Origin of the sequence: Stenotrophomonas sp. JC08, assembly GCF_052180205.1 — a bacterium.
Taxonomy (GTDB): Bacteria; Pseudomonadota; Gammaproteobacteria; order Xanthomonadales; family Xanthomonadaceae; genus Stenotrophomonas.
The window spans coordinates 3,186,568-3,202,734 of record NZ_CP197473.1 but is presented as its reverse complement, the minus strand read 5'-3'; the positions used below and the strand labels follow the sequence as shown (position 1 = coordinate 3,202,734).

Below are 16,167 nucleotides of genomic sequence, written 5' to 3'. Positions count from 1 at the left end.
ACGATGAAACTGGAAGGTGTACGCGTTCTCGATCTGTCGCTGTTCCTGCCCGGCCCGCACCTGACCATGGTGATGGCCGACCACGGCGCCGACGTGATCAAGATCGAACCGCCCACGGGCGAGCCGGTGCGTGAGGTCGGGCTGAAGCAGGCCGGTGTCTCCACCTGGTTCCGCAACACCCATCGCGGCAAGCGCTGCATCGTGCTCGACCTCAAGAGCGAGACCGGCAAGACCGCCTTCGCCAAACTTGTGGAATGGGCCGATGTGGTGGTGGAAGCCTTCCGCCCCGGCGTGGCCAAGCGCCTGGGCATCGATTACGAGCGCTGCAAGGCGATCAACCCGAAGCTGGTGTACTGCTCGATCAGCGCCTTCGGCCAGACCGGACCCAAGGTCAACCGTCCCGCCCACGACCTGGCGATGCAGGCTGACAGCGGCGTGGTCAGCCTTAACCGTGCACCGGATGGCACCCCGGCGATGCCGCACATGCCGGTGGCCGACATGGCCGGTTCGCTGATGGCACTCAACGGCATCCTGATGGCCTTGTTCCGCCGCGAGCGCACCGGTGAGGGCGACTACATCGACCTGTCGATGCAGGACGCGCTGATGGCATGGCTGCCGAATGTGCTCGGCCCGCCGTTCGCGCTGGGCCGTGACCCGGTGATCCGGGAGGAGCGCAGCTGGGGTGGCAACGCCCTGTACCAGCTGTACCGCTGTTCGGATGATCGCTGGATCGCGCTGGGCGGTGCCGAACACAAGTTCGCCGAGAACCTGCTGATGGCACTGGGCCGCCCGGACCTGATCCACCTGTGCCATCTGCCGCCCGGCCTCGGACAGGACCCGGTCAAATCCTTCCTCGCCGAAACCTTCTCGCGCCGTTCGCTGGTGGAGTGGACGCTGTTCCTGCACGACCTCGATGTCTGCTGGGCGCCGGTGAAAACCCTGACCGAAGCGTTCAACGATCCGCACACCCGCGCCCGCGAGATGGTGTGGACCGATCAAACCGGCGGTACCCACCTGGGCATCCCGATCAAGTTCGCCAACGAACCGGGGCGGATCAACCCGCATATCGACGACCTGGGTCAATCCACCGCGGCGGTGCTCGCCGAACTCGGGCTGTAAGAGCCGACCCTGCGCGGTACGCAGGCGCAGGACGGAAGCGGAGGTTTGCGACTATGCCCCGCGTCGCTCAGCGGCCTTGCGCCATCCGCAGTCGCGGAAACAACGGGCCGGCAGCGACAAAGCACCAGGTCACCAGCACGAACGGCAAGGTCAGTGTCGGCATGCCCAGCGGCTCCAGCGCCGCCGACACGCCGGCATACACCACCGCCGTGCCGACCGTACCCAGCAGCGCATAAGCAGCGGCGCGGGCACTGGCGCTGAAGAACACGCCATACAGCGCGATGGCGGTCAGCACCGGATTGAAGCCGAAGGCGCCGGCGCGGATCGCCGGTTCCGCCGCGCCCATGCCCCACGCCACCAGCACGCCAGTCAGCGATCCGGCCAGTGCGGCCGCGAAGGCGCTGCGCGATGCCACCAGCAGACCGGTGGCGAACAGCACGCCAGTGATCACATTGCCCTGGAGGAACACCTGCGCGATGCCGTTGAACAGGCCCTCGGCAATTGTGGAAAAGCCGACCACGCCTTCCACCACGGTCGCCTTTGGCAGTCCGGCGGTGGGCAACTGGCCGGTGATCTGCAAGCGGCCAAAACGCGCGCCAGCCAGCACGAACAGCAGCGTGATGAACACGAAAGGCGCGGTCAGCACCGGCAACTTCCAGTGCGCCAGCAGGTTCATCAACGCCGCCATCAGCACCGTGCTGCAGGCCGCGGCCAACAGCACATAGAGCCAGGTGAGCGCACCGGGTTCAAGGAAGTACAGCAGCGCGATGGCGACCAGTGCGCCATTGAAGCCGAACAGTCCGGCACGTACCTGCGTGCGATCCGCCCCCAGCACCCCCGCGGTGGCGGTACTGGCAGCGGTTCCCAGCAGCACGCCGCAACCGAACAGCCACGAGTTGTAGAAAATGCCGGCGAGGAACAGCGCGCCGGCAAGGCGGTTGTCCTGCAACATCACCTGGCTGATGCCGCGCAGCAGTGTGTAGGCCAGCTCCAGCAACCGTGCGGGCAGGGAACCGGGAACCGTGTCCTGGCGGAAAGAAATATCGGGCTTCATCGCGTCACTGTGGAGGTCGGAGAGGGGCGGACGCCGGGTTCCGTCGGCTTGTGATCCACCGGTTACGGCGGCGGCCCGCTATGAGAACACCGGTGGCTGCACGCATGGAATCCATTGGTGGAAGCGTACCGTGCGCGGGCACGGGGAGCCGGGCAGGGCCACGCAGCGTGCATGCAACCCAAGCGGCAGGGGTTCATCAGGTCCAGCGACGAGATGGGCTGCGTGCTGAGGAACCAGCCGAGCCGTGGGCGACGGCTTCTCAAGACAGTTGCCTGGTCAAGCAGCGCCGCGAAGCGGCATCGGCCTGGACGACCTGTTGGGCGCCCACCCTGTCAACCCAGAATCTGCGGGTTGAGTCGCCACACGGAATAGTTGAGCGCGGAGGCGAAACTAACCCAAAGCAGATACGGGATAAGCAGCACGGATGCCAATGGCCGGATGCGCCAGAATAAAATAAATGTCGCAACAATAAGCGTCCAAAGCAGGATGATGTCCGCAAATGCCAGTCCACCGCGGTGCCACCCGAAGAACAGCCAGCTCCAGAGTGCGTTGACTGCCAGTTGCACCAGAAACAGAGTCAGGGCTGTACGTGCAGCGCGAAACCCTCCTACACGCCAGACCAGCCATGCCGCAATCCCCATCAGCGTGTAAAGGATTGTCCACACAGGTCCGAACAGCCCGGGCGGCGGCGCCCACTCCGGGCGCATGAGTTGCGTATAGAACGGGCCAGCCTGTATGGACGCGGCACTACCGACGGCCGCGGCAGTGAAGCTGACCGCGAGCCAAGCAACGAAACCGATGATCTGCTTGTGCGTTGGCAAAGTCATGATTCAACCCTCAGAGTCGCTAACGTCAAAATCAAGCCAAGAGCCGGAACGGCTCCAGCTTGAAAGGAATATCAGACACTGCCCTCGCGCTCCACGACTAGAATCCTGGCTTGCGGGTGTCTACGAAAGGCGGGGCGGTCCACTGCCGGCTGGTGGCGGCGACCGTCGTCTTGCCCTGGATGATCTAAAAGACCAGCGCCGACTTGCGCCGGGCGGTCCAGCGCTTGATCTCTTCTTCCATCATTTCGCTCATCGGTGTCTCCTTTGGAGGGTTGTAACACTCGAGCAGGTTTTCAGTGGGTCATTACACCCTTGCGCGGCCAAGAACCCACACCGCCGACCTGCACGCGGCCGATTCAGGATGATCGTACTTGTGCAGAAGCTGCGTCTGTCCGAAGCCGAGCTGCGCCACGAGTGATCGCCGATGCCGCTCCCGCGCGTGCGATGTGCAAACGCAGCGGATGAGCGAAATGCAAAAGTTCGCTCAGAACCTAGCTACAACAGCGCCGGGAACCAAAGGCCTAACGCTTGAGTTAAGCCGGCCCGCCCAAGACGAACCGGTCTTTCCTGGAGCCACGAAGCGGGCTCGGCTTGAACGAATTGTTAGGTCTGTCACCCTTGAAGTCCGAAATCTTCAAGCTCTTGAGTTCTCTGTTCCGTACGTTCAAACAAGCAATTCTGATACATGGAGTCGCGGATTTCTGCTTTTGCGCCGTAACGCCAAAGATCGTAGACAGCGCCGCAGTCTTTATCGCGAAATTTGACCCAGAGTCTCTGTGCATCTATCAGCTCACGCCGTATTTCATCTTGCTGCTGCTTATTTTGTAGATCAGACGAAACGCGCTGAAGTGCGGCTTGATAGGCGACATTCATTTTTTTATCTGCCGCCAGAAAAGCGGATTGCCCACATTGGTTGATTTCAACTGTGGTAATCGGGTCTTCACACAAATCGCCAGCCTCTGCGCAAAGTGCGGGAGTGATTGCAAGCAATAGCCAAGATAATTTCATGATAGACCTAACGCTCAAAATCAGCCGCCTTTTTGCCGTAGCGAAGCGAAGGCAAAACGGTCGGCTGGAGTGCCTTGTCGGGCTTCACTAACCAGGCAGCTTGGCCGCTAGAACGTCAACTTTCTCGATAGACGGCGGTGTAGAAAAAAGGTCGCCTGCCTGGGCCATGAGGGCGGCGGCAACCTTGCCGGCAAGATGAGCCTGACGGCCTGCCTCATCGGGAAAGGCGTCAAAAATGCCGAACGTGGATGGCCCCAAACGAATGCCAAACCATGCAGTAGTGGCAGGCTCCGCTTGGACTAGCGGAAGCCCGCCCAGCAGAAACTGCTCTACTTCTTTCTCTTTTCCGGGCTTTGCTTCCAAGCGAACGAACAGTGCGACTTTGACCATGGCACGTCTCCTCTGGTTGAGACTCACCCACTATACGCCCTGTTTGTGAAGCCCAACGCCCGAGTAAAGCCGAGACGCGTAGTGGAGCGAAGCACATGGCAAGCTCTATCTGCCATGTGCTTTTGCAGGCCGACGAAGGCAATGGCGCACGCGCTCAAGCTCGGATTTGATATTGGCGGAGCTGCGGAGCTGCGGATCTGGGGAGGTCGTGGCCGCCGTGCCGGCGTTGGCCACACAACTGAGCGCAAGCGACTCAACGTGAGGCGCAGCACTCCGGGGCGGGCTGTATCGGACGGGTGGAGGTTGGTCATCAACTTTGGCCTTGGAAGCGATGATTGAAACTAGCTGCCGGCTGCTTGCGCAAAGTTTCTAGCTTTTGCTCATGCCGACCGCTCATTTAGCGCCTTTACGGTAGGGGTGGCAGGTGGAAGAAAGCCGCCAGGCACGTCCTATCGTTGAGGTGTGATGTGGAGCCTATCGGCGGCGGCGCTCCGGCCTTCGCCCCAACTCAAGGTATTTCGGCATTGGTTGCGTACTTTCCCGGAGCTGAGGCGCTTGGCGGCGGGAATGCAGGCGGTGCTGCGGAACAATGGCTGCTGTCCCATGGGGGCCGGCGCGTGAGCCGTGCGTCGGCTGATTGCCCGAATCGAATTATTGGGCGCTGCCTGGGGCAGGCGAAGGTGTTGGTGAGTCAGGGTGAGCCGGCGCGGCTGGTTCGTGTGCATTGCCGGTGCGTTCGGGGGCAGGAGTGGCCGGCTGAGGCTTTATCTTGACGGTAGGTGGCGGCGCGGGGATGACGGGCTGCGGCGTTGCGAGGTCAACGGGCGGCTTGTGAGAGGCGTGGGCGTGACAGCCTGCCAAGATGAGTGCCGTTGCGAGGCCGGCGGTCAGGCGCGCTTCCAAGGCTGCGGATCGGCGCATCGCAACCATGACGCAGCGTGTGGCGGATCGGCAGGGCTTCGCAGCGGGGAATTGCCAGGGCCCTTGGTGGAAGCATCCGGTTCAGGGGCTCGCACACTCAACATTCAAATTCGTCCTATCTGCGGTGAGTGACGGGGTGGCAGGGGCGGGCGGCTACAGCTCCAAATGCACTTCGGCGATGCGCCTTGCTTCGTCGTCACCAACGCCGGCCTCGTTGGCGTATATCTGCCAGTTGTCTACCGCCTGGTTAACGTCATCGATAGCGGCACTCGCGCCGGGGATCGAGAACCGAGCAGCGACAGTCATCAGATCGGCTCGATTGATGTCATCGTTCTTCCCATTGACGGACATCAGGTGGTGCGACAGCCAGGCATTGGTTGGGTCATAGGCGAACGTCACGTCGTAGGCCGGTGACAACTCCCACTGCCCTCCTTGGGCGAGCAGAAAGGCGAAGTTCTTCGTGTGGTCGTCGTGATTGCGGGCCGCGACGTTGAAGGCCATGCGCCGGAAGAGCTGCGTCATCGCCTCATCATCGAGCTTCAGTTCCACCGCGGTCAGGAACAGTGATTCGTAGGCGTGCGTCTGGCGGGCGTTGTAGTCCATGTGGCGAAGGGCGCAGAGCGATTGCACGTGCACCTTCTCATTGCCCACGCGGTCGAACCGCTTGGTCATGAAATGCGCCCGCCCGCTTTCTTGCAGCAAGCGGCAAGGACTCATGGTGACGCCGGCGGCACCGGCCATGAGGGAATAGGCGTATTCGATCCGTCCGTACTGCTGGCTCGGTCCCAGGGCACGATCCAGACCCATGCCATCGAACTTCAGGAGCCAGTGCTCAAAGCCTGTGGGCAGATTGAACTGCCCGGAAACCAGCTCGCCGGTCTCCTCGTTCCAGCCGATGACGGCTTTGGCCCGGGCGCCACCTGCAGAGGTTCCCACGGAGATGATGCTGTTCAGGGCATTGGCGGAGGTGTGGTCATCGCCGAGCGTGCCCTCAACGGCCTGCCGCGCCATCTCGACAAGGCTTGCCATCTGCAGCAGTGCAGATGATGCCGTGTTGCTGCCGCGGGATGGACGAAACTCCAGCGCCCCCATGCCTCGTTTACCCATGTATGCCAACCGATCCATGGTGGTGATCTGCTCCGGGGTATAGCCGCGCTGGGCCATCCACGTATCGATCAACTGGTTGCCGAAACGGTCGGGCAGGGCATCAGACAGCATCCCTGGCAGCCCCATGAACGTTTCCTTCGGCAGCCCCGGAAACACGAAAGCCGGGCTTGAGCTGTCGATCGACATCGTGAACGGAGCTAGGTCGACCATCTTGGACAGCCACTTGGGGTCGTACTCGAACACGTAAGCGCCGACGCTGGGATCGGCCGCGACCGCGCCGATGCGCTGGCCCCAGATGGTCACTTCGATCACATCCACATGTTTGAATTGCGCCATCAGCGGATCCCTCTCTTGCGGGTGCGGTTCTCGCGCAGCATTGCCATGGGGCTCACGCGTGGCACTGGGACTAGCGCGGACAGGCTGTCGCCCAAGCCCATCGCCTTCAGTACCCGTGCCAGGGTCTGCAGGCTGGAGCCGGTGCCGGCTTCAAGTTCGATCAACGCGCGACGCGATACGCCGGCCTTATCGGCCAAGGTTTTTTGGGTCAGCCCACCGGCAAGGCGGCGCTGCTTGATCCGCCCCCCAAGGTCGGCAAGGATCTCATCGGGGCTTCGAATTGGCATTATGTCCATATGTGCGTATTTCCAGCCACAAGCGACAATTCTGCTCGGTGGGTGCAATTATACACACCTTGGCTTCACTGCACATTAAGCGCGGAAAAGTACACTTATCGGTAATATTTGGCCGTTGAGTGCTCATAAGTACACATTTCGACATAGGATGTTGCGTCGGCCGGGTGCGACAAAGGCTGTTCCAGGCGGCCGCCTGCGATTCGCTGGCAGTGAGGCTGGCGGCCACGCCCTGTACCCGCTACGGGCTGGCTCATCGTCGTCCAAGGTGGCCTGTGTTGCTCAGAGCGTCTCGAACAGGGCCTCCCGGTCCTGCATCTGCGCGCGGCAGGCGGCCTGAAACCCGAAGTCGTAACTACCGTTCGGCCCACGCCACGCCTGTGGATCCATCAGGTCTGCCGGCGCGTAGGTCATCCCTGACTTTGCCAATCCCGCAAAGACCTCCCGGGGCTGCACTAGCTCGACCACCTCCCGCAGCTGGGCAAGGTAATGCTCTCCGGATGTTGGCTCCGCGGCGAATTGGTGCGCAGCCGCGGCAATCATGTGCTCAAGGGCCACATGGGACATGGGGCTGACTAGCTGGGTCATGGCGCCCATCAATGCTGCGCCCTCGATGCTGGACGGGGGGAGCTGCCCATCACGGAAGAAAGGGTTGGTCATCCTGGCGTCAATCGGCAGGAATAGGGGGCGCGAGGACGTTTCTGAAATCTCGGTTGGGCGCGTGAATCAGGAGCTGGGGCACTGATGATCGCATCTCGGCGCGCGGAATGAATTTGGAACGTTGCAACTTTCCCGGCGATGCTGAAATGCTGCTCCCTGCAGTGCTGCGATCGTGTTCAATGGCTTTGTCTGCCGGCATGGTTCGCCAATCCGGTCAGATCCGACCCTCGCTCTTGACCTGCTTGGAGGCCAGAGCGTCTATGAAAGGATGGCAACGTCGATCCACCCGCGCAGGTCGCCCGGGTCCCCGTCAATTTCGAGGAGCTCCTTGCGGATATGGTCGACGATCCCCGCAGCGCGGGATCCCGGACCAGTCGCATTGACGGACCAGGTGCGCAGCGAGGTCGAAAGGCGCTTGCTTGGAGCAGATGTGGTCCAGGGCTAACGGGCGGAGCCTTGATTAGCGATCCGGGTCGATGACGGACTCCATGATCCCCATATCATGTCCGGAAGCGCCGACCCGCTTGGCCTCAGCTTTCCAGCTGCGCACCCCGGCCCGGACTTGCTCCATGATCGCAGCGGCGTCCTGTTTGGACAGCCGGTAATAAGCGGACGAATCAAGCAGCAGTCGCGTGTCCGGGGTTGGGTCGTCCTCATCGATGGATAGGACGTGGGAGTCCCGGTTTGGGTTCGGGTTTACGTCGAAGGCGGGCGACATCCTCCAGCCGCCTTCCGCACGCAAGAACCCGTGGTTGCGCAGGTGGTCGTCCCGGTTCCCGATGAGGATGTTGAATGCCACTCGAGCGAACAGCTGCCGAAGTTCTTCTCCAATCCGGCAGGCCGGCGCGTGGTGTTCGATCACTTCCACCAGGTCCAGGTAGCTGGAGTTCTCGCTGTCGTCCACGTCCAGCAGCGTGAATGCCGACGCATAGGCACGGCGACCAGTCGGGGTCCTGTCGAAGCGCGATACCAGGAAAGTGGAGCCGAGGTTGGAGAACCGCTGAGCTGTTGCAGGCGGCATGTTGATCCCGGCCGCGGCGGCCAGCCTGCAGGTGATCAGCTCCCACAGGCCCACGTCATGCCGATCATCACTGGAAGGGAACTTGGCCATCAGCAGCCTGCCGCCAGCGTCTCGGACGCTGGCCTTCGGCCGGGCGCCGCCCATCGTGCCGCCACCGACGATCAGCCGGCGTACCCATTTGCGATTCTCATCCGTGTCCTGAACGTCATCCCTGTCGATGCGGATGGCGATCGCTTCCAGTTCCCGCAGTTCTGTGACGGGCGGGCACGCCAGCTCACTGCTGTCCAGGTAGAAACCCTCCGGCGTGCGCAGGCGCAAAGCGCCCATCCGCGAATCGTCGTGGACCCCCATGAGGTAATCCCAGGGACGCAGGTTGCGTTTGGGCCTGCGTTCCTCCCGTGCCTGCAGGACTTCCCGCCGGTCCATGAGGAGCCTTCCCCACCGATCCGGCGAAGCGTCCTGAAACGCCCCGGTCAGCTGGTCCGCACCGGCACGGGCGTACACCGCGCCTGGATGCAGCGGGAGCTGCGGGTCCAGCTGGAAGGTCTCGAACCCATCTTTGACGGATTTCAGCCAGGGGTCGGAGTATTCAAAGTGGACCGTATCACCCCTGCGCTCGGCGCTCCGGCGTAGGGTCCCCACCTTGATAGGCTCATCAAGACCAGCAGCATCCATCCAGGCATCGACCTCGAGCGCCCCTTGCGGTTGCTGGCTCATTTGCGGCTCCTGCTGGTCCGCGCCGGGCGCTGCAGCTGGCTGTCCTGCAGCTCGCGCCCGAGCGCGTCTTCCTTGGCCAGCAGATCAATATCCGCGCCTAGACCAAGAACAGTCAGCACGCGCAGCATCGTTGCCAGACTGGTCGTGGGATCGCCGTTCTCCAGCTTCCCCAGGGTAGGCATGCTGACCCCGACACGAGCGGCAAGCTCGGCCTGCGTCATTGAACGGCGAAGTCGGGCATTGCGAAGCCGTTCTCCCAGCTCGCGAATTTGCTTCATCGCACGCGGCATCGTAGGGGGGGTTCGCTTAGCCATACTCAATTAAATTATATTCAGACCGACCGAAATGCAATTTAATTTTAGATCTGCTGCCCCGGCGGCTGCAGCATAGGCCAACAGGTGGCCATTCAGCCACTGCTCGCCATCATCGAGCCGGCGGTGTACGGGAATGCTCCCTGGCGTTCAATGTGCTCCGTGGCCAGTTCGCGATGATCCCTGTCCGGTACTGCAGTTCGACCAAGTGGCTCATCAAGGACTGATCGGGCCGCGCTTCGTCCGCCGGCGTGCGTGCCGCGACGACGCCCGGAATTAGGCTCTCCTGTCCAGCCCGGACTCAGTGACCCAGAGCCACCAACGTCTGGCAGACGGGGCAGCCGGGGTCGCGAATGCCAGGCGCGAGTTCCACAGGGCATTGGCCAGCCCTGAGATGATGGACCTTGCCGGCGGCGTGTTGCGTCAGGACGGTGATAGGGCCGTCCTCTTCCCTTTGCCAGCCGCGGTCGTTGTCGCCACGCCAGACACTTTTGTCCTTCGCGTTGACCAGGATGTACTTCCTAAGATCATAGCTACGAACAATGGCAGTCAGCAGCTGAGGTTTCTGCTCTGAGTATGCTGCAACCGTATCGCGCTGCAGCGGTGCTTTCGGAGTCGGTGATTGAGTCGCGTAAGGAAGCGGGTTCGGCTTGAACGCATTGTTAGGCCTGACTTGCATGAGCTGGCGTTGTATGAAGCTCAACGCCAAGCGCACGAACCAGCTTAAGTACGGTGTCGTAGCGTGGCTTTGCGCCCGGGGCCAACGCCTTGTACAGGCTCTCACGACCAAGTCCGGTGTCCTTGGCCAGCTTGCTCATACCTCGAGCCTTTGCAACGTGAGCGATTGCCTGAAGAAAGACGTTGGGATTCTCATCTTCCAACGCAGCGTTCAGGTACTCAGCAATGACAATGTCGGCTGATCGATTACGTATTCAGCCCGTTACAAAAGCATGGTGGTGAAGCATTCCGGGAGCGGTGAAGCTGCCTCAGAGGCCTGCGCGCGTGCGCACTGGTGATTGCCAATCTATTTCCTGATTAGCCCCGACCCTCAGCCGCGAGTCGCAGGATTTGCGCCGCCTGCGGCACAGCATGGTGCCACCTGAAGCCAACGAGGTGGCGCCATGGGCATCAACCGCGTGCAGTTCCAACCCGGCCTCTCGATGAGCGAGTTCATCCACCGCTACGGCACCGAAGCAAAGTGTTACCGGGCCTTGTACAAGTGGCGCTGGCCTGAAGGCTACCGCTGCCCGGCCTGTGCCGGACGCGCGCGTTCGCGATTCAGGCGCGGCGATGCGATCTACTACCAGTGCCGCGCTTGCCGGCATCAGACGACCTTGACGGCGGGCACCCTGTTGGAAGGCACCAAACTGCCGCTGCGCACCTGGATGCTGGCGATGCACCTGCTTACCTCGACCAAGACCAATTTGGCTGCGCTGGAACTGATGCGCCACCTGGGCGTGAACTACAAGACCGCCTGGCGCCTGAAGCACAAGGTCATGCAGGCCATGACCGAGCGGGAGGATTCCAGAAAACTCCAGGGTTTCGTGCAGCTTGACGACGCCTATTGGGGCGGCGAGCGCAACGGCGGCAAGCCCGGGCGCGGATCGGAGAACAAGCAGGCGTTCGTGATCGCAGTGCAGACGGACGAACACCTCGACCGCCCGACCTTCGCAGTGATCGAGCCGGTCCGCAGCTTCGACAACGCCTCGCTCAACGACTGGATCACGCGCCGCCTGGCACCTGAGTGCGAGGTCTACAGTGACGGCTTGGCTTGCTTCCGCCGGCTCGAAGACGCCGGCCACGCCCACACAACGCTCGACACCGGCGGCGGCCGCGCCGCCACCGAAGTGGCTGGAGCGCGATGGGTTAACGTCGTGCTGGGCAACCTCAAGCGGGCGATCAGTGGCACCTACCATGCCGTCAAACAAGCCAAGTACGCGCGGCGCTACCTGGCCGAAGCGGCGTACCGTTTCAACCGCCGGTTCCGCCTGCGCGAGACGCTATCGCGACTTGCGACCGCGATGATGCGGTGCAAACCATGTCCGGAGCCGCGTCTGCGGATTGCGAGCAACTTTCTTGGCTGAGAGTCGGGGCTAATCAGGTCGACGGATGACGACGATGCAGCTGAGCTTTGGGGGCGCGGAACACACGGGCAAGCGGAAGAAGACGCGACGCGAGATCTTCCTGGCGGAGATGGAGCAGGTTGTGCCGTGGAACGTATTGCTGGCGCTGATCGCACCGCACTACCCGAAGATGGGCCAGCGCGGCCGGCAGCCGTATCCCTTGGCGACGATGCTGCGCATCCACTTCCTGCAGCAGTAGTATTCGCTGAGCGACCCGGGCATGGAAGAGACGCTGTACGAGATGCCGGTGATGCGCCGCTTTGCCCGCCTGAGCGGGCTGGACAACATCCCGGACGAGACCACGATCCTAAACTTCCGCCGGCTGCTGGAGACGCATGATCTGGCGCCGCAGCTCCTGGAGCGCGTGAACGCACACCTGGCGCGCAAGGGCCAGAGCCTGAAGGCGGGCACGATCGTCGATGCGACGATCATTGCGGCACCGAGCTCTACCAAGAACAGGGACGGCAAGCGCGACCCGGAGATGCACCAGACGAAGAAGGGCAACCAGTGGCACTTCGGGATGAAGGCGCACATTGGCGTGGACGAGGAATCGGGCCTGGTGCATCACGTGGAGTGCACGGCGGCGAACGTCAATGACGTGACACAGGTGCACAAGCTGCTGCACGGCAAGGAAGATACGATCTGCGGCGACAGCGGCTACACGGGCGCGGACAAGCGCGAGGAGCTGCAAGGCGTGGAGGCTGCGTTCTGGATCGCGGAGAAGCCATCGAAGTTGCGAGCGCTGAAGAACAAGCGCGAGCGCAAGTACGCCGAGCGCTGGGAGCACTTCAAGGCCAGCGTGCGGGCGAAGGTGGAGCACCCGTTCCGGGTGGTGAAGCGGCAGTTCGGTTACACCAAGGTGCGCTACCGAGGCTTGGCGAAGAACACGGCGCAGGTGCTGACGCTGTTCGCGCTGTCGAACCTGTGGATGGGCGGCGACGTCTGTTGCTGCCGACGGGGTAAATCCGTCCGTTGGACGGGGAAACCCGTCGAAAAGCGTCAGAAACGGCGCAAAATCGATCATATCGAGGTCGACTTGGCGCCTTGACGCTGAAATCCAAGTATCAGAGCGCTTTGATCAGACCTTCCCTAGCGGGCTCGACCTGCGCCAGCTCCGCATGCGCTGGGTCACCCTCGCTGGTGAGCCCGGAACCAGACTGTTTGGCTAATGCATTGCCCCTCACATGCAGCGCCGTGCCACGACCTCCGCATCGCCGGCAGGCATCCCTAGATCCAGCAGCAGCGGCTCCATGGTGGCCACCGCCGTTTGAACTTCGGACAGGATCTGCCTTGCCTGCTCCTCGCTAAGTCCAAACCGCGCAGTCGCGCTCAGGGCGTTCTCTATGGATCGCGCCCTGCCCTCCATGCCGATGCCGATAGCCATTGCAGGGCCACCGATGCTTACCAGGTCGAAGGTCGGTGCGTGTCGCCAGCTGCCGTCGAACAGCAGCCCGTGGTTACGCAGGTGGTCATCGGTGTTGGCGATGCAGACGTTGAACAGCATCCGCCGGAACAGTGTGGGAAGGGCGGCAGGCACCCCAAGGTTGCGGCAAGTAACGCCAAGGCTGCTGTACGTCAGCGGCCCTGGCGGGATTGCATCGGCTGGCCCCACCCGGGCGGCAGAGAGCATTGCGTGAAAGCTCATGTAGTGCAGCGGCGCGCCCCCGGCCCGGTCGAACCGTTCGACAAGCAAGGTCTGCCGCCCGTTGAGTGTCACCAACCGGTGCCCGGGCACCTCCAGGCCGGCGCGGGCAGCAAGCGTGAGACATGCCGCCTCCAGAATGGGAATGTCCAGCGCATCGGACTTCCGGGGGAATTTGGCGATCCACTCTCGGCCGGCGTCGGATACGAGCACCTTGGGGCGCGCCCCACCAAGGCCACTGCCCGCATAAAACACTTCTTCCAGCGCGGGGTGTGCCACCTGCAGGCCGGCGTCGAGCGCACGGGCGGCCGTCTCCAGCTCATCCAGAGTAGTGCGGGCCAATACGCTGCGACTGGGAGCAGCCTTGGTGCGCGACTGGGAGAATCGAAGGGCACCTACCCCGCTACCACTGGTAAGCCGCAGTGCTTCCAAGGGCGTCGGCAGGACGCCACGCATCCGCTCCAGCAGCACAGTCCCCCAACCGTCCGGGCCGGCGTCTGCCAGAACGCCAGGGACGCCGCCATTGACCGTTACATTGCGGTCGCCCTCTACCAGCGGCAAGTTCACTGGGTCCAGGGCGTAGCTATACGGCAGTTCCAGCCACTCTTTCGCGTAGCGGAACGTACCCACCTTGTCGTGCCAGCGAATGCGGCCGCACAGTTCTACTTGGGTATTCAGCCCGCCGGCCTGCGCGAGTCTGGGAGCGAACACATAGAGCTCACTGGTCATCAGAAGTCATCTCGCGGCTGGACGGCCCGGGTGGGCATGCGCTGCCGTGCCAACGTGTCCCCGATGGGATCATGGGCAACGGCCTTGACGACGTTGTCGAGCATTTCGGGGTCAAGCACACTCAGCACTTCAACGAATACGCCGGCAGGGACACTGGCGGGCGAGGATTCGAGCTTTGCGATCACACGCCGGCCTACCCCGCAGCGCTGCCCCAACATCTCCTGGGACATTCTGCGTTTGAGACGGGCCTGCTTGAGCAGTTCGCCCAGGGCGGACAATGCACTTTCGGCGCTCGGGGACAATGGCGGCATGGGCGCAGGCATGGCGGCTCCATTGGACGGGTATGGGTACATTAGAAAGCCTATCATACCTGTATGCGTACATTTTCAGGGCTCGCAAATAGAAGCGACACCGATACCTCCCCCAGCCAGGCCCACGCTCTGTGTACTTCAACGTTGCAGCGGCGCATGGCTGATGCCGGACCGGTGCCGGCGCTCCTGATCCTGCCGGACTTAGGCCAGTAACGCTGCCCCAGCCCTCTTGGGACATTGAGCAGCTCGGCCAGGGTGGACAGCGCAGGGAGGTACTGCGGGATAGCGGCGGCAAGAGCGAGCGGATCGCTGCATCCCTGGACGCATATGGGTTCACAGCAATGCTTGCTATGCCCATATTGGTACATCGTCTGTTATGCCCAGCCGGCCAAACCGGTGTCGTGCAACTTTTGGGAGCAAGTCGATTGCTTAAAGTGGATACAGCCCAGTCCACACGTGAAGCGCCATGGAAACCAAGACCACCGACCTGCAGAAGATGACCGCATTCGAAACGCTCTCCGCGAAAGTTCTGGCCACCATGGCTCCGTTTGGCTGGGCCGGCGGGCGCGGCTTCCTTGCAGCGAAGACCTTCAAGACCATCCAGGTGGGTCAGACTGCCGTTGCCTATCTCTACCAGGACGATGGCTACCACAACCCCCTGAAGTTCCAGTTCACCAGCGAGGGGCGCAATGTGTGCTAAACCGCAATGGCACTGATTCCCGTGGGTGCCAGTGACGAAGCGATCACTGCACTGGTCGCCAAGGCGGTTGAAACCGCCGAGAAGCAGATTGCTGGCAGCTTCGCGGTACGCGCCCTGCAACTGACCGCAGTCCAGTAACCCCCCGCGCCCAGAACGAATCGAGGCACTCATGAGGAACAGACGTGGCGAAGCGGACGGTCAGTGCGACAGCCAGCAGTATCGGAACCATGGCGAGTTGGATGATTGCGAGGATGACATGCGGCCTAACGCTGAATTAAGCCGCGCCGCGAAGCGGCGTCGGCTTGAATGAATTGTTAGGTCTTTGCTTGCTTGGAGCGCGAGGTGAGCCGCCCCTTGCGCAATAGACGCTCTGAGCGCATGACATGCAAGATAAAGACCTTGTGCCCGTCATGCCGATAGAAGACACGGCAGGGCAGCTCCACTATCTGGCGATAACGGGAGCGCCCAAGTTCTTGAGGACGACTACCGCTGTCGGGATGGTCGATAAGCCGCTCAACGTGGCCAAATATGCGTTTGACAAGCTCTGCCGCTGCGACCGGATTTTCCAGCGCGATGTAGTCAGCAATTGCATCAAGATCCGCCAGCGCGGGCTCTGACCAGACTATTTCAGCCATCTGGCGAGGCGCTTCTTGGCTTGAGCATGGGTCGCTACGCGGCCCTCAGCGATTGCCTGTTCTCCACGGGCAATACCCTCCAGGACGGCCATGCGCTGCTGCATGAGCTGATAAGTCTCAACGTCCAGCAGATAGGCACTCGGCAGACCGTGTTGAGTGATGAGGATTGGCTCTTTGTCCCGCTCAATGTCCGAGAGGAGCTCAGTGGCCTGGCGTTTTAGGGTCGTGACAAGTTCCGTGCGCATAGAGTGACACTACAGTAT

Annotated in this window: 20 protein-coding genes and 1 pseudogene; 5 read left to right on the top strand and 16 right to left on the bottom strand. The window is 62.1% G+C overall.

Annotated elements, in window-relative coordinates:
• Window positions 1-3: 3 nt before the first annotated feature.
• On the top strand, window positions 4-1,119 hold the full coding sequence (locus ACSBPQ_RS14765; protein WP_442682830.1) for a CaiB/BaiF CoA transferase family protein: 1,116 nt from the start codon (window positions 4-6) through the stop codon (window positions 1,117-1,119).
• A gap of 67 nt (window positions 1,120-1,186) precedes the next feature.
• On the opposite strand, the gene ACSBPQ_RS14760 is transcribed toward ACSBPQ_RS14765, so the two are convergent.
• From ACSBPQ_RS14760 to ACSBPQ_RS14705, 12 genes are all read right to left on the bottom strand, one after another.
• Window positions 1,187-2,173: an urea transporter gene (locus ACSBPQ_RS14760; protein WP_442682829.1), complete on the bottom strand. Its 987-nt coding sequence runs from the start codon at window positions 2,171-2,173 to the stop codon at window positions 1,187-1,189.
• Between the two features lie 332 nt (window positions 2,174-2,505).
• Window positions 2,506-3,000, bottom strand: coding sequence for a TspO/MBR family protein (locus ACSBPQ_RS14755; protein ID WP_442682828.1), 495 nt, complete (start codon window positions 2,998-3,000; stop codon window positions 2,506-2,508).
• Between the two features lie 612 nt (window positions 3,001-3,612).
• Complete coding sequence (locus ACSBPQ_RS14750; RefSeq protein WP_442682827.1) at window positions 3,613-4,008, bottom strand: lysozyme inhibitor LprI family protein; 396 nt, start codon at window positions 4,006-4,008, stop codon at window positions 3,613-3,615.
• Between the two features lie 87 nt (window positions 4,009-4,095).
• Window positions 4,096-4,398 (bottom strand): putative quinol monooxygenase, encoded by a 303-nt coding sequence (locus ACSBPQ_RS14745; protein ID WP_230358615.1) that lies wholly within the window; start codon window positions 4,396-4,398, stop codon window positions 4,096-4,098.
• Window positions 4,399-5,472: 1,074 nt separating this feature from the next.
• A complete protein-coding gene (locus tag ACSBPQ_RS14740; RefSeq protein ID WP_442682826.1) occupies window positions 5,473-6,762 on the bottom strand; it encodes a type II toxin-antitoxin system HipA family toxin in 1,290 nt (429 codons plus the stop codon).
• Window positions 6,762-6,959: a hypothetical protein gene (locus ACSBPQ_RS14735; protein ID WP_442682825.1), complete on the bottom strand. Its 198-nt coding sequence runs from the start codon at window positions 6,957-6,959 to the stop codon at window positions 6,762-6,764. Before ACSBPQ_RS14735 ends, ACSBPQ_RS14740 begins: the two co-directional genes overlap by 1 nt.
• A gap of 378 nt (window positions 6,960-7,337) precedes the next feature.
• The gene (locus tag ACSBPQ_RS14730; protein ID WP_442682824.1) at window positions 7,338-7,715 is read right to left on the bottom strand and encodes a hypothetical protein; all 378 of its coding nucleotides are present in this window, start codon (window positions 7,713-7,715) and stop codon (window positions 7,338-7,340) included.
• A gap of 258 nt (window positions 7,716-7,973) precedes the next feature.
• Window positions 7,974-8,051: a hypothetical protein gene (locus ACSBPQ_RS14725; protein ID WP_442684605.1), complete on the bottom strand. Its 78-nt coding sequence runs from the start codon at window positions 8,049-8,051 to the stop codon at window positions 7,974-7,976.
• A gap of 124 nt (window positions 8,052-8,175) precedes the next feature.
• Entirely contained in the window at window positions 8,176-9,453 is a 1,278-nt protein-coding gene (locus ACSBPQ_RS14720; protein WP_442682823.1) for a type II toxin-antitoxin system HipA family toxin, read from the bottom strand.
• Window positions 9,450-9,731 (bottom strand): helix-turn-helix transcriptional regulator, encoded by a 282-nt coding sequence (locus ACSBPQ_RS14715; RefSeq protein ID WP_442682822.1) that lies wholly within the window; start codon window positions 9,729-9,731, stop codon window positions 9,450-9,452. Before ACSBPQ_RS14715 ends, ACSBPQ_RS14720 begins: the two co-directional genes overlap by 4 nt.
• A gap of 334 nt (window positions 9,732-10,065) precedes the next feature.
• Window positions 10,066-10,473 carry a hypothetical protein gene (locus ACSBPQ_RS14710; protein WP_442684616.1) on the bottom strand — a complete coding sequence of 136 codons (408 nt, stop codon included), beginning with the start codon at window positions 10,471-10,473 and terminating at the stop codon, window positions 10,066-10,068.
• Complete coding sequence (locus ACSBPQ_RS14705) at window positions 10,427-10,645, bottom strand: addiction module antidote protein (protein WP_442682821.1); 219 nt, start codon at window positions 10,643-10,645, stop codon at window positions 10,427-10,429. The genes ACSBPQ_RS14710 and ACSBPQ_RS14705 overlap by 47 nt, the downstream gene beginning before the upstream one ends.
• Window positions 10,646-10,885: 240 nt before the next feature.
• Between ACSBPQ_RS14705 and ACSBPQ_RS14700 the strand changes: the two genes are divergently transcribed.
• Window positions 10,886-11,848: an IS1595 family transposase gene (locus ACSBPQ_RS14700; protein ID WP_442682820.1), complete on the top strand. Its 963-nt coding sequence runs from the start codon at window positions 10,886-10,888 to the stop codon at window positions 11,846-11,848.
• Window positions 11,849-11,882: 34 nt separating this feature from the next.
• Window positions 11,883-12,850: pseudogene (locus tag ACSBPQ_RS14695) on the top strand (IS5 family transposase).
• Window positions 12,851-13,067: 217 nt separating this feature from the next.
• Here the strand turns inward: ACSBPQ_RS14695 and ACSBPQ_RS14690 are convergent.
• Together ACSBPQ_RS14690 and ACSBPQ_RS14685 are read right to left on the bottom strand one after the other, a co-directional pair.
• Window positions 13,068-14,258, bottom strand: a complete 1,191-nt coding sequence (locus ACSBPQ_RS14690) for a type II toxin-antitoxin system HipA family toxin (RefSeq protein ID WP_442682819.1) — start codon at window positions 14,256-14,258, stop codon at window positions 13,068-13,070.
• Window positions 14,258-14,581: a helix-turn-helix domain-containing protein gene (locus ACSBPQ_RS14685; protein WP_442682818.1), complete on the bottom strand. Its 324-nt coding sequence runs from the start codon at window positions 14,579-14,581 to the stop codon at window positions 14,258-14,260. The genes ACSBPQ_RS14690 and ACSBPQ_RS14685 overlap by 1 nt, the downstream gene beginning before the upstream one ends.
• A gap of 454 nt (window positions 14,582-15,035) precedes the next feature.
• On the opposite strand from ACSBPQ_RS14685, the gene ACSBPQ_RS14680 reads away from it, so the two are divergent.
• Both ACSBPQ_RS14680 and ACSBPQ_RS14675 read left to right on the top strand, forming a co-directional pair.
• Entirely contained in the window at window positions 15,036-15,269 is a 234-nt protein-coding gene (locus ACSBPQ_RS14680) for a hypothetical protein (RefSeq protein ID WP_442682817.1), read from the top strand.
• 6 nt (window positions 15,270-15,275) lie between these two features.
• Window positions 15,276-15,407, top strand: coding sequence for a hypothetical protein (locus tag ACSBPQ_RS14675; protein ID WP_442682816.1), 132 nt, complete (start codon window positions 15,276-15,278; stop codon window positions 15,405-15,407).
• Between the two features lie 176 nt (window positions 15,408-15,583).
• Here the strand turns inward: ACSBPQ_RS14675 and ACSBPQ_RS14670 are convergent, their stop codons facing one another.
• Complete coding sequence (locus tag ACSBPQ_RS14670; protein ID WP_442682815.1) at window positions 15,584-15,904, bottom strand: type II toxin-antitoxin system RelE/ParE family toxin; 321 nt, start codon at window positions 15,902-15,904, stop codon at window positions 15,584-15,586.
• Entirely contained in the window at window positions 15,892-16,149 is a 258-nt protein-coding gene (locus ACSBPQ_RS14665) for a type II toxin-antitoxin system Phd/YefM family antitoxin (protein ID WP_442682814.1), read from the bottom strand. Before ACSBPQ_RS14665 ends, ACSBPQ_RS14670 begins: the two co-directional genes overlap by 13 nt.
• Window positions 16,150-16,167 lie beyond the last annotated feature (18 nt).